Origin of the sequence: Halodesulfovibrio sp. (genome assembly GCF_015482765.1) — a bacterium.
In the GTDB taxonomy this organism is placed as follows: domain Bacteria; phylum Desulfobacterota; class Desulfovibrionia; order Desulfovibrionales; family Desulfovibrionaceae; genus Halodesulfovibrio.
Genome location: NZ_JADMLB010000050.1, coordinates 30,801 through 43,718, shown reverse-complemented (window position 1 = coordinate 43,718; position 12,918 = coordinate 30,801). Strand labels below are relative to the sequence as shown.

The 12,918-nt window shown below is 47.0% G+C and carries 14 protein-coding genes; 3 read left to right on the top strand and 11 right to left on the bottom strand.

The window, feature by feature from the left end; all coding sequences use genetic code 11:
- Window positions 1-326 precede the first annotated feature (326 nt).
- From QZY95_RS07740 to QZY95_RS07730, 3 genes are read right to left on the bottom strand one after another with little or no spacing between them, the layout of a single operon-like run.
- Window positions 327-1,370 (bottom strand): hypothetical protein, encoded by a 1,044-nt coding sequence (locus tag QZY95_RS07740; RefSeq protein WP_290921638.1) that lies wholly within the window; start codon window positions 1,368-1,370, stop codon window positions 327-329.
- Between the two features lie 4 nt (window positions 1,371-1,374).
- A complete protein-coding gene (locus QZY95_RS07735) occupies window positions 1,375-1,929 on the bottom strand; it encodes a hypothetical protein (RefSeq protein WP_290921636.1) in 555 nt (184 codons plus the stop codon).
- Between the two features lie 15 nt (window positions 1,930-1,944).
- Window positions 1,945-2,412 (bottom strand): GyrI-like domain-containing protein, encoded by a 468-nt coding sequence (locus tag QZY95_RS07730; RefSeq protein ID WP_290921632.1) that lies wholly within the window; start codon window positions 2,410-2,412, stop codon window positions 1,945-1,947.
- Window positions 2,413-2,739: 327 nt separating this feature from the next.
- On the opposite strand from QZY95_RS07730, the gene QZY95_RS07725 reads away from it, so the two are divergent.
- Window positions 2,740-3,039 carry an HU family DNA-binding protein gene (locus QZY95_RS07725; protein ID WP_290921962.1) on the top strand — a complete coding sequence of 100 codons (300 nt, stop codon included), beginning with the start codon at window positions 2,740-2,742 and terminating at the stop codon, window positions 3,037-3,039.
- Between the two features lie 134 nt (window positions 3,040-3,173).
- Here the strand turns inward: QZY95_RS07725 and QZY95_RS07720 are convergent, their stop codons facing one another.
- The 5 genes from QZY95_RS07720 to QZY95_RS07700 all read right to left on the bottom strand — a co-directional run bounded on the left by QZY95_RS07720 (window position 3,174) and on the right by QZY95_RS07700 (window position 8,998).
- Window positions 3,174-4,502, bottom strand: a complete 1,329-nt coding sequence (locus QZY95_RS07720) for a glycerate kinase (RefSeq protein WP_290921630.1) — start codon at window positions 4,500-4,502, stop codon at window positions 3,174-3,176.
- Window positions 4,503-4,827: 325 nt separating this feature from the next.
- Window positions 4,828-5,727: a lipoyl synthase gene (gene lipA / locus QZY95_RS07715; RefSeq protein ID WP_290921627.1), complete on the bottom strand. Its 900-nt coding sequence runs from the start codon at window positions 5,725-5,727 to the stop codon at window positions 4,828-4,830.
- Window positions 5,669-6,313, bottom strand: a complete 645-nt coding sequence (gene lipB / locus QZY95_RS07710) for a lipoyl(octanoyl) transferase LipB (RefSeq protein ID WP_290921624.1) — start codon at window positions 6,311-6,313, stop codon at window positions 5,669-5,671. The genes lipA and lipB overlap by 59 nt, the downstream gene beginning before the upstream one ends.
- Window positions 6,314-6,332: 19 nt before the next feature.
- Window positions 6,333-7,460, bottom strand: coding sequence for a small ribosomal subunit Rsm22 family protein (locus QZY95_RS07705; protein ID WP_290921621.1), 1,128 nt, complete (start codon window positions 7,458-7,460; stop codon window positions 6,333-6,335).
- On the bottom strand, window positions 7,457-8,998 hold the full coding sequence (locus QZY95_RS07700) for an ASKHA domain-containing protein (RefSeq protein ID WP_290921618.1): 1,542 nt from the start codon (window positions 8,996-8,998) through the stop codon (window positions 7,457-7,459). The genes QZY95_RS07705 and QZY95_RS07700 overlap by 4 nt, the downstream gene beginning before the upstream one ends.
- A gap of 168 nt (window positions 8,999-9,166) precedes the next feature.
- Here QZY95_RS07700 and QZY95_RS07695 point away from each other — a divergent pair, with 168 nt between their 5' ends.
- Both QZY95_RS07695 and fliM read left to right on the top strand, forming a co-directional pair.
- Window positions 9,167-9,622 carry a hypothetical protein gene (locus tag QZY95_RS07695; protein WP_290921616.1) on the top strand — a complete coding sequence of 152 codons (456 nt, stop codon included), beginning with the start codon at window positions 9,167-9,169 and terminating at the stop codon, window positions 9,620-9,622.
- Window positions 9,623-9,832: 210 nt separating this feature from the next.
- A complete protein-coding gene (fliM, locus tag QZY95_RS07690) occupies window positions 9,833-10,813 on the top strand; it encodes a flagellar motor switch protein FliM (protein ID WP_290921613.1) in 981 nt (326 codons plus the stop codon).
- A gap of 201 nt (window positions 10,814-11,014) precedes the next feature.
- Here fliM and truA read toward each other — a convergent pair whose 3' ends face one another.
- The 3 genes from truA to fliJ are packed head-to-tail and all read right to left on the bottom strand — an operon-like array spanning window position 11,015 to window position 12,875.
- Window positions 11,015-11,788: a tRNA pseudouridine(38-40) synthase TruA gene (gene truA / locus QZY95_RS07685; protein ID WP_290921610.1), complete on the bottom strand. Its 774-nt coding sequence runs from the start codon at window positions 11,786-11,788 to the stop codon at window positions 11,015-11,017.
- A 3-nt stretch (window positions 11,789-11,791) separates the two neighbouring features.
- Entirely contained in the window at window positions 11,792-12,514 is a 723-nt protein-coding gene (locus tag QZY95_RS07680; RefSeq protein WP_290921607.1) for a hypothetical protein, read from the bottom strand.
- On the bottom strand, window positions 12,441-12,875 hold the full coding sequence (gene fliJ, locus QZY95_RS07675; RefSeq protein WP_290921604.1) for a flagellar export protein FliJ: 435 nt from the start codon (window positions 12,873-12,875) through the stop codon (window positions 12,441-12,443). Before fliJ ends, QZY95_RS07680 begins: the two co-directional genes overlap by 74 nt.
- Window positions 12,876-12,918 lie beyond the last annotated feature (43 nt).

The window sequence follows — 12,918 nt, the reverse complement described above, 5'->3', positions numbered from 1 at the left end:
TAAGAACGCAGAATATAATGGCGAACTCCTTTTTTCAGGGTATGGTGGATACATGGATGCTTGTTTCCGAACGTTTGCGGAGACAGCAGAGTTAGTCCAAGCCGACAGGCAGCAGTTGGCTTGCGTGTGGCAAGGCAGCGATGCCACACAACTCATCCTCCTCCCTTGCAGCGTCGGCCGTGCCCCTTACCCCTCGGGCACGGCCGACTCGTCTTTTGAGCTTTAATACGAAAAGAGGTGAAGCAGCTGCTTCACCTCTTTTTTGTATCGAGAAAGTCGGATTAGTATGAAAGCATCACAGGATGCTCTCTGGTTAGTATCGGATATCAGCGCTTACAGAAGCCTCGAGCAATTCCCCAGTTGAGTTCATTGCAAAGTCCCAGATCACAGCCTTTACGGTAATTGTTGCACATGGATGCGTAGTTCTTAAGAACAAGGTCCGCAGATCCGTGTGATATGTAAAGGTGAGGGTTTCGCGGAGAAAGCGAAATAGCCTTGTCGTAGTCAACGAGAGCCATGTCTGCCAGATTCGCGCGAACGTAGGCAGTCCCTCTGTCATGAAGTGCAATGACTAAATCCGGTTCAAGATCAATTGCTTCATTGTAGTACCGAATTGCCTCAACGGTATCCTTTAATTGGAAGTTAAGGCTGCCTTTAGCATGAAGCAGAATTGGTTCGTCCGGCGCAGTGCGCAAGAGTGTGTCAATTTCAGCCAATGTCTTTTGGGGATTTTCCCAAAGTCCTTGTCCATATCGCGGTATCAATTTCCTATATGCCTTAAGGGCACGTAGGCGATTGGCGATGTTGTCAAAGAAGAACTTTGATGTGGGGTTCAGGTTCAGCAAGTATGTATGTTGCTTGTCCTCGAACACCGCTGTCGAGAAGCTTTGCAGATATTTTTCTTCGGCTTTGAAAACAGCTTCGTAGATTGTAGAACAGCTAGTCGGCCTTAGAGCAAGAATTCTCTTTTCATCGAATTGTTCTTTCGGGCTGATTGTTACTTCAACATTGATATAGGTTCCGTCGATATCTTTGGAACGGAATATTTTTGAGCGATGAAACTTGTAAAGCTGCGTGGCAATGATCGCTTCGTCTCTTGATGCCAGAGCGGGAGGGATATTTGACGTCCATGCCAACTGCTGGCGGTGCTCTAGCCATCGGGAAGCACGTTTAAATGCACCATGCAAAGCAAAAGCTTCTGCAATGACAGTCGCTGCCTGTTCGGTAAGCGAATACCCGTAAGGAATTTTAACTGTGTGTGAAAAGGGCACAGGCGCAAGACGTTCCGGTGTCGCATGTGCAGGAGTACCGGCGCATAAAAGTATGCTTACGATAGCAAGGGCAAGGCGTAGAGAGCGAAGTATTTTCATGGCACTATTGAGCAGCAAGAATTGTCGGGACAGCAGGAGCAATTGCTTCCTGTAACAGCTCCGCTAATAACGGTTCAATAATATTGGTGTACGGTACACCTTGTTTTACAACCGTTGCCTTGTAGGTTGTAGGGAGGTCGTCGTTTATGGCGATGGTCAGCGTCAGCTCTCCCCTGTATTCACCGGCAGAAAGCGGTGTAACCTGAAGTTTACTTATGGTTCCTGTTACCCGTGTAGGAATGTCTGTAATCTGTTGTGTACTCAGGACGTACGTAACTGTTGCGCCTTGGCGTTTCAGTTCTTTTTCAAGACCGCGTGTAACCCAAGCGGCTACATTGGAAACAGCGGTTAATTCTTTTCCTTTGTCGATGCCGAGAATTTGTGTCGGACGTGCGTCAGTGAACTGCACAAGTCCAATATTTTCGTGCTGCATAAACGTGACAGCAGGGAGTTCCTCTGTCGGAACATAGCGAAGACGTACTTGAGATGATGCACAGCCGGTAATGGTCAGCAGTACAGCGCAAAGCAATAACACTAAAGAGCGATGTGCGCGAAGCATGTGGCCTCCAGAAGTTTATATGGGCTGAAGTGGGAGTAGTAATTTGGTCATGATTTCTTTATCGGCAGAAAAGTTCGTATCACTTAGGTAGATTTCGATATTTGGCTGGTCAGCCGGAGTTCTTCCGCTATTGGGAAGCCATTCCCAATAGAGCTTGTTCCACGCATCGTTGATGGTTTCGTATGATCCTTGATGTGTGTACATGGCAAATTCGCCACCGGGAACGATCAGCTCCCGTGCTACTCCGGTGGAGTCAATTTCTTCAGATACGCTGACAGCAGCGTCATATCGTACTTGGTCATCCGGTGTGGTTGTCGGATCGTGACGCAGTCCTAAGAATATCGAGTGCCTCGATAACATGCCGTTTTTTGCAATCCACAAGGATAGTTGACTCCACGCCTGAGGGGCGGATGTGTTGTAGGGACCGACTTCTCTTACAGCAGCTACGCGGATATCGGGTAGCGTTTCTATGACAACTTCCATGCAGATTGCTCCTTGTAATGAGCTTACTTGTATAGCGAAATGGTATATAACAGCAACCCGTGAGTATCCGTTCAGAAAAAGTATACCAATAGAGTGTAGCAGTGCCGGAATGAGGGGATTTAGCGTACATGTGACATTGTACCGACATTATAGAAAAAGAAAGAAACCGAATTTTGGGGACAAAAATGACACAAAAAGCCCTCAACGCCTGAGAATTAACAGTTTTCAGGGCATTCGTTGTTGACAAACTGATAAAGCTTTGCGATTGCTCTTTGCTGGCGCGAGCGCCCCATTAAAAATTATCAGACCCACTGGTCTGTTAAACTCATACATTATGTAACGGAGAACTTCATGACAAAAGCTGAATTCGTAGAAAAGCTTTTCACTAAAGCTAACCTTGCTTCTAAATCTCAGGCTGAAACTGTACTCGAATCCACCATCGAAACTATTACTGAAGCACTCATGGACGGTGATTCTGTAGTATTCACTGGTTTCGGTAGCTTCAAAGTTGTTGAGCGTGCAGCACGTAAAGGCCGCAACCCTCGCACTGGTGAAGAAATTGAGATTGCAGCAACTAAAGTTGTTAAGTTTACTCCAGGTAAAACTCTTAAAGAAGTTGTAAAATAATTCTTTGAGATTTACCTGATACGCCGATAGCTTATCGGTGTACTGTTCAAGCATTTTTTGCTTTGAATATAAAATCCCGGGCTGATGTTCATCAGCCCGGGATTTCTGTTTTATGTGAATTCTAAGCGCATATCTTAAAAAGGTTCATGCTGTACCAGCGTAATGCATATATCCATAACGTTGGTGAGTGTAGGGCCGGTCTGTAAGAGGTCGCCTGTACTTTTGAGGTAGTTGTAAGAGTCGTTATCTGCCAGATAAACCTGAGGGTTTATACGGCACTCTCTCGCTCGCAGTAAGGAATCCGGAAGGGCAAAGCCTCCGGCGGCATCTGTAGGACCGTCTGAACCGTCTGTACCGGCACAGAGCATCGCAATATTCGGGCATCCGTCAAGGGCAACTGCTGCTGCAAGTGCCATTTCCTGATTTCGTCCCCCGAGCCCTTTACCGGTGAGTGTCACAGTGGTTTCACCACCTGACAACAAGCATAGTTTTTCACTTTTAGAGTTTATTGAACTTCGTGCCTGTTTTGCTATGTCAGCTCCTACAGTTCGAGCTTCACCTGTCATGGAAGAGGTGACAATTCGCGGTGTAAAGCCAAGTTCTTTGGCGCGTTCTGCAGCCGCTTCAAGCGCTTGTTCATTTGTTGCTACAAGCAGGTTTTGTACAGAATCAAAAGATGGGTCGCCAACTTTAGGTGTTTCAAAGATAGCTCCCTCAATCCCTTTTTCCATATGTGCCAAGATGTTGACAGGCACTTTATCCATGAGTTTGTAGCGTTCAAAAATGTCCATGCAATCTTTAAATGTTGAGCTGTCCGGAGACGTAGGGCCGGAAGCAATAACATCAAGATTGTCCCCGACAACATCTGAAATAATCAATGCTGCAAGCGGGGCAGGGTAGGCAGCACGGGCAAGATTGCCGCTGCCGAAAATGGACATATGTTTACGTATCGCATTAATTTCATTTATTGTTGCACCGCAGTCCAGAAGAAGTTGTGTTGCAAGCTTGCCTTCTTGTAAAGAAATGCCGTCCACCAGCGCAGGTGTCAGCGCACTTGCCCCGCCCGTAATACAGCAGAGAACAAGGTCTTTTTTTCCGGCAGTTGCAACCAGATCAAGGATAGCACGGGCGCCGCGCTCTCCGTTAGCATCGGGAACAGGGTGTGCTCCTTCAATTACACGGATAGTTTGCAGCGGAACGGTGTGATCGTATTTTACGCAGATAACACCGTCAGTTATTCTGTCACCGAGAATTTCTTCCAGTTTTGCAGCCATGGGAGCGGCACCTTTGCCGGCTCCGACAACAAAAATGTTCTCAAAGGTGTTTAAGTAATAGGTTACGTCATCAATAAGTAACGTATCTCCATCAAGGGATACAAACTTACTGACGGCTTTGTCTGGCGCAACCGCAGTAAGCGCCGCACCGAGAATTTCGTGTAACATGTCTTTTGGATGTGCGTTCATAGTTGATTTTCTCTGGGAATAATCGGTTGACGAAAAGTGCTGCGATTACCAGAAAAGGAGAACTTCTCCAGTGTAAACAGCAAGAAAAATCCAAACTTACACGTAAAAGATAGCTATTGCGGAAGCTGAAAATTGCGGAAGTATCAGCTTTAGGTGTTTTCCTCCTCTAGTATAATGGATTACAGCGATTCGTGTCACCGCAAAAAAATCGGTAACATCGACGGGGGCTTTGGGCTGCACCGGATAGGTAGTGTGCTTTTGCAGCGCGCCATACTAAAATACGCCGCTCCCCCTTATGCGGGGGAACGGCGTACATAAGAGAGTTCTATAAAGCAGCGTCTACTGTTTTAGATTTTTCTTCTTCTGCAAACATAGCAGCGTTGTAAGAAGAACGGACAAGCGGAGCACTGAACATATGAGAAATGCCTTTGCTTTTTCCGTATGCTGCATATTCATCGAAAACATCAGGGTGAACATAGCGTTTCACTTCCGGATGCAGACGTGAAGGGCGCATGTACTGTCCGATTGTTACGATGTCACAGTCGATTGCTGCGAGGTCGTCAATAACACCGCGCACTTCTTCATCTGTTTCTCCAAGGCCGACCATAAGACCGGACTTTGAACGGCATCCGGCTTTTTTTACGCGCTTGAGCAATGTAATACTCTGTTCGTAATCAGCCTGAGGACGAATGGAGTCGTAGTACATCGGAGGAGTTTCTACGTTATGGTTAATGATGTCCGGCTGGGCATCAATGACCATCTGGAGTGAAGTTTCACTGCCCTGAAAATCAGGAATGAGAACTTCGATGCTACAGTCTGCAATAGTTTCGCGGACGGCACGGATTGTTTTTGCAAAGTGGTCTGCACCGCCGTCAATCAAGTCGTCACGCGTAACAGAAGTGATAACCACGTGCTTCAGTCCAAGGCGCTTTGCCGCTTCAGCCACTCGTGCCGGTTCATCGGCATCAAGCTTTTCAACAGGGTCATTACTGATATTACAGAATGCACAGTTACGCGTGCAGGTATTGCCCATAATCAAAAACGTTGCAGTATGCGCGGTAAAGCACTCGAACATGTTCGGGCACTTTGCGCTTTGGCATACGGTGTTGAGATTAAGGTCTTTTACCAGTTCTGTTGTTGCAGAATATGTCTTGTTGCAAGGGATTTTAACCCTGAGCCAAGGCGGAATCCGCAAATACGGTTCGGAACGCTTCTGTGAGCACATGTTTCACTTCCTGCATGTCTATATCATTGCGACCAAGCTCACTTTCAAGCGAGGTAGCCTCGGCATCGGCAAGGCCGCAAAGAGTGATTAAAGAAAATAAATCGACATTGTTTCCAACGTTAAATGCAAGTCCGTGGTAGCTGGTCCATTTACGCATAGCTATGCCTATGGAGCAGATTTTTCTGTTCTCAATCCATACACCGGGTCTTCCTCCCTGCCTAGCAGTTTCCAATCCGTAATGAGAACAGGCACGTATGACGACCTCTTCGAGGTCTGTAAACAACCCGCGCATTCCTCCCGGTTTTTTAGCGACGCGGAATATGGGATACGCCACCAGTTGACCGGGGAAATGACAGGTAATGTTCCCGCCACGTGCAGCTTGGGCGAGTTCAATATTGTGTTGTTCAAGGAACTCGTCGCTGACCAGCAGATTCTCTCTGCCGCCGTTTCTTCCGAATGTAATTACCGGCGGGTGCTCAAGGAGGAAGAGAGTTTCCTCAGCACCTTCAACGACTTTCTCCAATGTTTCTATTTGAATTTTTTCAGCCTCAGCATAGGAAATGAGTCCGAGATCAACAACACGCATTGTTTATTCCTATTTGTAACTATCGGCGCTTAGGGAAAACTTCCAACGCACCGGATTTAGCATCACGACGTGGCTTATCCTGCCACTCGACATCGACAAGACTGCCGCTTTCAAAGTTCTCGGCTTCATGAAGTAGAGCAAGACCTTTATTTGAGCAGGCGTAGCGGGCTTTCTGGTTTCTTCCCGGAATAAGAACCGGATCAGAAAGAACACGTACGTTTTCTGCATATTCAGGATCTGCCTTGCTTGCGAGTAAGAAGCTGAGGCTTACATTTTTGCGGTTCATGCGTGCACGCTGTGTCAGATCGCGCAGCCACATAGGTGCATGATCTGCGGTCATATTAAAATGACACCAGCCGCTTGCGTTGCGGTCGAGCATAGGGCATTCCATTTCGTGTGGACAAGGTGCTTTAGGCAGATAGCCTTCTTCAAGAAGTCCTTCACGGGTCAGCCCGATGATTTTACCGCCAAGACGCGTACCCGGTTCTACAAAAAGAATAGAACCGTCTTCTTTGCATGCACTTGCCATATTGTATGCAAGGTCAAGAAAGCGGTCTTCCATGGTTTGTCCACGGCTTGGTGAAAGTTCGTTCAGAACATTTGCACCGGCAACTAACGCCATTTTTCCGTAGCTATTACGAAGACTTTTTTCAAGAGTTTCACGTACTAGCTTGACTTTCCAAGGACCTTTTCCAGGTTCAACACCGGCCATTGCTTCAAAGATACGGCGACCGTGTTCCATTGGTTTTTTCGCAACATCAGTACAGATGAATGTAAGATCTTTATTGCGGAGGTCAGGACGGCTGAGCCAGAGAGCCTGAACAAACGTTAATGGACCGGAACCCAGATCAAGAATTGTATCGCCGTTTTTTAATGGAATATGTAACTGCGGAAGCAGCCACGAAAGCCTGTACAGGTTCCATGGTAAAAAGAAGCGAAGATATGCAGAAAGAGTACGCGGGGTAGACCAGTAGTTGGCGCGCATACCACCACGCTCATTTGTAAGCATGCGTGAAAGATCTGCGACAGCATAAGGCAGATCGCGTCTGTGAGCCGCCTTGAGAGGCATGGCTTTGTTTAATGTTTTGTCGTAACCGTCTAAGACGCTACGGATTTTTGCTGTCGGGAATGAAAGAACTGTGCTCATATAAATGTAAAGCGCATATGGCGCATAAATGTTTGCGTGAAGTCGGGGTCTGCGGTGAGATCAACGGCTTCACAGTTTGCGGTCAGGCTTTCTGCCATGCTGCGTAGGGTGGGGTCAATAAGCATCAGTTCAGCTCCCTGCAGGGAGGTGTTGTTTACAGCTTCCACTCTGGAGCCCATTCCAGCCGGAATGAATCCTAATCCTTCGAGATCCTGCACATCTGAGTGCTCTCCGAGAGCACCGGCAAGATAGATATTTTTTAATTGCGATGCGGAAATATCCGCTGTTTCTAAAATTCGTGTAAATGCAAAGGTAAATGCTGCTTTAACCTTGAGGAACTCTTCAATGTCTTCAGCAGAAAGGAACATGTTGTCAGGCAGTGCAAGGTGTTGGATGCCGTGTCGAATTTCCAGACGCTCCGCAAGACGCGCTCCGAGTCCCTGTGTCTGCTTTTCAATGAATAAGCCGTCACTGGAAATGAAGTTGATTTTGCGAAGAGCGTGGATAAGAGAGAGGTACCCTGTTCCGCTGATACCGTCTGCATAGGTCGCTCCCATTACAGACGGGACAAGCCCTGTGGGGGTGAGTTTGTATGAAGTAGCAATGCCTTTGGCGGCGGCTGCTCCGTAATGCAGTCCGACACCTTCCAGAGCTGGGCCGAGTGCTACACTTGTAACAAGGTAGTTGTCCGGACTAAGTGCGAGAATGAATTCGCCATTAGTACCCATGTCTGCAAGGATAAAAGGATATTCAGGGTCTTTTTGCAATATTGAAGTAAGACCCGCGGTTAAGTCTCCGCCGACAAACGGTGCTGCCAATGGAGCAATATACGCTGGAGGCAGATCTGCAATTTTTTCTACAGTCCCGCCTTTGTAGGAGAGAGAGTAAGGGGCAGTAGCAAGCCCTGAGGTATCCAGCCCTAAAAGCAGGTATGTCATGGCAGGGTTAGCTGCAATGGCAAGTGACTCGACCGAACCAAATGAATTTTCAGTTAACTCTTCAATTAACCCTGCTATTCTGCTGACAACAAGGTCTTGTAAAATTTCTTTTCCGGATTCAGATGCTGCAAAACTCAGGCGGGACATAATTTCCGAGCCGGCACCCATCTGCGGGTTCGGTTCTGAACCGTAAGCAATGCGTTTAGCGCCTTCAAGCAATGTCCAGTGCATGCTGGTGGTGCCGAGGTCTATCGCAAGGTGTAAAGCTTTACTACTGGAATCCGCGACTTCAACGTGCCGAACATAGGTGTTTTCCGGTATTTCAATGACCATACCGTCCTGTGGTTCGTGCCTGCACGCCAGACGCCAGCCCGCGTCAATTGCGTGTTCTTTAAAGATGAGTGTGTCTGGTCCAACAGGAAGTGGCGCATTTTCAACGAAGCGTACTCTGCATTTTCCGCACTGACCCAATCCTGAGCAGAGGGGAGGGGCAGGAACAAGTCCGCTGGTAAAAATAACCTGAGCCAAGGTACGCGGCTCTGCCTGAGGAACTGTAAGGGACTTTTTCCGACCTGTGTAATCAATGATGGTAATCTGCATAGTAGGGAGACCATGCCACAAATCATGTCAGGAAGAAAGCGTAACTCCTCTTACGCTTAATCTTGAAGGTTGAGAATATGCTTGAAAGCAGGTAAGTTGCTCTAGTTTCACTAAAGTATAGAATGGGGTGGAGTGTCCCTGGTCTAATGTTTATGAAAAGAGGTGGGAATGGACCTTCTGGTACTAGGATTCTGTGGACTTATCGCTGTATGTTTTATTGCAGGGTGCAATTTTTACGCGACAGCCAAAATGAATGAGAAGATTAATACATTCAAGCAATCGCGTCGCGCTTTGCACAGTGAAGTTTCTGAACTTCAGGCTGCGCTTATTTCCAAGCGTGAAGAGAAAAAGATAGTCATTAATAAGTTGCGCATGGCAAGGGCTGAGTCCAGCTCGCAGAAGGAGGTGGTATTGGATGAAAGTCCCAGTACCCCCAGCAGCGCACAAGGAACATTCGAACAGGAATTGGTAAACCAAAGGGTTGTAACTGAGCGTGAACTTGAAAAGGTGAAGCAATATCGCAGGTCAACTTCTTGTCCTTACAGTGTTGCAGAAACTATTGTTATGCTCGGGTATGCCAGTCAGCACGAAGTAGACGGAGTGAAGGCAAGACATTCTCAGTAGTGCGTATGCAGTGCGGTATGTTGCCAGTAATGCCGTGTGCAGTTTTTTAATGCAGTTGGGCTTTTCTGCAAGTGTGACTGAGTCGAGTGGTTGGCATTAATAGTGCATAAAAAGAGCTTAGGCACATGTTGTGTCAAAAAATTCCTACTTGATCACTCGCTGCGTGCTCTGCACTAAGTATGAGTACAGGTTTTCGGAGATACAGGACGTATGAATAAGATTTTAGCACAAGACGAAGTAGATGCTCTGCTGCGCGGGCTTTCAGGCGGCGAAATCGAAAGTGAAACAGATATTCCGGAAGATGAGACCGGTATAGTAGCATTTGACCTTGCGAATCAGGATAGAATTATCCGAGGGCGAATGCCGGTTCTTGAGATTGTGAATGACCGTTTTTCACGTCTTTGCACGAACGCGCTTTCTAACGCAGTGCGTAAGCGTGTTGAATTGAACCCGATTTCTATTGATATGACGAAATTCGGGGACTTCATGCGTTCTTTGCCTGTTCCTACCAGCATCAATATTTTTAAAATGGAACCCCTGCGCGGGAATGCCATAATCGTTGTAGACTCCCGCCTTGTATTTGCTCTGGTTGAAAACTTTTTCGGCGGTGCCGGAAGTCAGCCAAAGATTGAAGGTCGAGAATTTACACGAATTGAGCAGGCTATTGTTGATCGTGTGATTAAGATTGCACTGGATAACATGGAAGAAAGCTGGCGTCCTGTGCATGAAGTTAATCTTGAGCTTGTACGTTCAGAGATTAACCCGCAGTTTGCTGCGATTGTGCCGCCAAGCGACGTTGTGGTTGTTATTACCTTTGAAGTGGAACTTGAAAGCGCTATCGGTTCATTAATCATGTGTCTGCCTTATGCGACAATTGAACCGATCCGTTCCAAACTGCATGCCAGTTTCCAGACAGAGCGTCTGGAAGTTGACCATGCCTGGGTTTCTCGTTTGAAGGAACGCCTGCTGGAGACACCTGTGGAAATGAAAGTTCGCTTCGGTGAATCAAAAATAACAGGCAACCAGTTGCTTCGTCTTAAAATAGGTGACGTGCTTCTTTTGGATACGGACACTGAAGACTTGCTTGAAGCAACCATTGAAGGCGTCAAAAAGTTCCATGGAATCAGCGGTACGGTAAAATCAAACAAAGCATTCCAGATTGTGAATGAAGAAGAGCCAAGCTACACGTAGCTAGTAATTATCATTAAAAATGTAATAGCTACAATGCACCAACAACCGTACAGTAATTCCATACTGTGCAGAGGGCACGGTGCGCGTATATTGGACAAATGGTTATGCGTGTTCAACTGAAGGCCGGATTTATCCGGCCTTCTCTTGTGTGTAATGGTATGAATTTATTGTGAAAAGAAAGGATTTGCTGGTGGTGGGCTGCTAAAAGAATACTTTGTGCATGGATAACCCGCAGGCAGGAGCGGTAGCAGGTGCAGCGGTGCGATCTTTGGCTGCAAGTATGTTCGGCACTGAGTCTGGTGATATTTTATGCCTGCCGCAGGCAACAAGAGTGCCCATTAAATTACGAACCATTTGTTTGAGAAAACCAGAAGCCTCAAATGTCCAAACGAGTTCATCAGGAAGATCGGACAGCGTTGCATAGTTTGGACAGTCGTGAGTCATGCGGCTGATAGTGCGCACGGTGTTTGTTATTTCGGTGCCTGCATTCTGATATGTGGCGAAATCATGTTCACCCAGCAAATGGTTTGCTGCTTGTTCCATTGCAGCAATATCCAGCGGGCCAGTTTTCCATACAAACGGATAGCGGGCCGGCAACACGTATTTATTATTAAGCCATAGGGTGTACGTGTAGCATTTTCCTTTAGCGCTGAATCTTGAGTGAAAGTCATCATCTACTCTTTCAACACTTGTGACTGCAATATCGTGCGGCAGTTTGGTGGTAAATACTTTTTGCCAGTTTACACGTGCCCATTGCTCTGACAGATCAAAATGGGCGACCTGCGCATCCGCATGGACGCCGGAATCAGTGCGACCGCTGCCATGCACCCTTACGAGGGTGCCGGTGACAGCGGTCAAAACTTTTTCAATTTCGCCTTGAATTGTAGGCTGGCGGTGCTCAACCCTTGGAGGTTGAATTTGCCACCCTACGTATCGGGTGCCGATGTAGGCGACAGTAATTTTTATTCGGGGCATTCTCTACTCAAATGGTAACTGCATATTTGTCAGTGCTTCGGAAAGACGAGCTGCCTTGTCCGGTCTGACAAAAGTCAAGATTTCACCTGCTTTGCGTCCGCGCATGCCTGCCAGAATTTTAACAGAAATTTCTTCATCGAGGGTTTCAAGAACCTGGGCTGCCTGTTTGCCTTTCATGTTTGAATAGACATCTACAAGGTGTTCCATCTTCTTATCTTTTGTCTTCTTTGCACTGTTAAGCATAGTTTGAAGACGCTTTTCAAGTGCTTGTAGTTTTGCAAGCTTACCGTCGATAGTCGCCTGAAGTCGTGTGAGTTCCTGTTCGCGTCTATTAAGCTCAACCTGTTTGGATTTGAGCAGGTCGCGAGTCATGGAATCTTCTTCAGCTTTAGGCGCCGGAGCAGGTTTTTTAGGCGTTTCTTCTTCTGCATGCGCTTTGCTGGTAGTAAGCGTTGCAGGAGATGAAGGCAAGTTCTGTTTCACCTGTGCAAAACGTTCTTCAAGCGTGAGTGATGGCTTTTCCGCTACTTTCTGCACAGGAGCTGGAGTGCTGGAAGGCAGAATAGAAGCAATTTCTGTATCAGCATCAAAAACAATAGTGCCGACAAGAATGAGCTTGAACAGAATTGCACATCCAAGAAGCTTGCAGATTTTAGAAAGCTTGAGCTTTGAACCTAAGTGTTGCTGTTTCGTCGAGCTGGAGTTGTTCTTTTGTCTTTTCTTCATGAGCGTGCCGCTTTGCTTGGTTTTCTTTGAGTTTTTCCAGTAGCTTTTTTTCCTGAGATTTCTCAGTCAAATCTTGCCGTGCAGAATGCAGTTCCTGTGCGAGTGTAAGCAATCGGTGTTCAGCGGTGCTGATATCTTGACGCACACCTTGCAGGAAGTTGCGCAGAATCCATGTTTGAGCAGGATCTGACGTAGTGCTCATAAGAGTTTGATTTTCTGCGAGTGCGTCTCGCAGGCCATCAACACGCCGTACTTGTTTTTCGTACTTGCGCTGCACTTCCGCCAGCACCAGCTTGGCCTGATCTTCCAGCTGGGTGCGGTATTCGAGCACCTGCTGCAACTTGAACTTGAATGGTGCCATAACCCTTCCTAGTAGTGTCAATCGAATGACATGTTCCCTAGAT

Bases quoted from the DNA above. Each gene is read 5' to 3' on its own strand.
- QZY95_RS07740 (WP_290921638.1), bottom strand. From the start codon at position 1,370: ATGAAAATACTTCGCTCTCTACGCCTTGCCCTTGCTATCGTAAGCATA.
- QZY95_RS07735 (WP_290921636.1), bottom strand. From the start codon at position 1,929: ATGCTTCGCGCACATCGCTCTTTAGTGTTATTGCTTTGCGCTGTACTG.
- QZY95_RS07730 (WP_290921632.1), bottom strand. From the start codon at position 2,412: ATGGAAGTTGTCATAGAAACGCTACCCGATATCCGCGTAGCTGCTGTA.
- QZY95_RS07720 (WP_290921630.1), bottom strand. From the start codon at position 4,502: ATGAACGCACATCCAAAAGACATGTTACACGAAATTCTCGGTGCGGCG.
- lipA (WP_290921627.1), bottom strand. From the start codon at position 5,727: ATGTGCTCACAGAAGCGTTCCGAACCGTATTTGCGGATTCCGCCTTGG.
- lipB (WP_290921624.1), bottom strand. From the start codon at position 6,313: ATGCGTGTTGTTGATCTCGGACTCATTTCCTATGCTGAGGCTGAAAAA.
- QZY95_RS07705 (WP_290921621.1), bottom strand. From the start codon at position 7,460: ATGAGCACAGTTCTTTCATTCCCGACAGCAAAAATCCGTAGCGTCTTA.
- QZY95_RS07700 (WP_290921618.1), bottom strand. From the start codon at position 8,998: ATGCAGATTACCATCATTGATTACACAGGTCGGAAAAAGTCCCTTACA.
- QZY95_RS07695 (WP_290921616.1), top strand. From the start codon at position 9,167: ATGGACCTTCTGGTACTAGGATTCTGTGGACTTATCGCTGTATGTTTT.
- fliM (WP_290921613.1), top strand. From the start codon at position 9,833: ATGAATAAGATTTTAGCACAAGACGAAGTAGATGCTCTGCTGCGCGGG.
- truA (WP_290921610.1), bottom strand. From the start codon at position 11,788: ATGCCCCGAATAAAAATTACTGTCGCCTACATCGGCACCCGATACGTA.
- QZY95_RS07680 (WP_290921607.1), bottom strand. From the start codon at position 12,514: ATGAAGAAAAGACAAAAGAACAACTCCAGCTCGACGAAACAGCAACAC.
- fliJ (WP_290921604.1), bottom strand. From the start codon at position 12,875: ATGGCACCATTCAAGTTCAAGTTGCAGCAGGTGCTCGAATACCGCACC.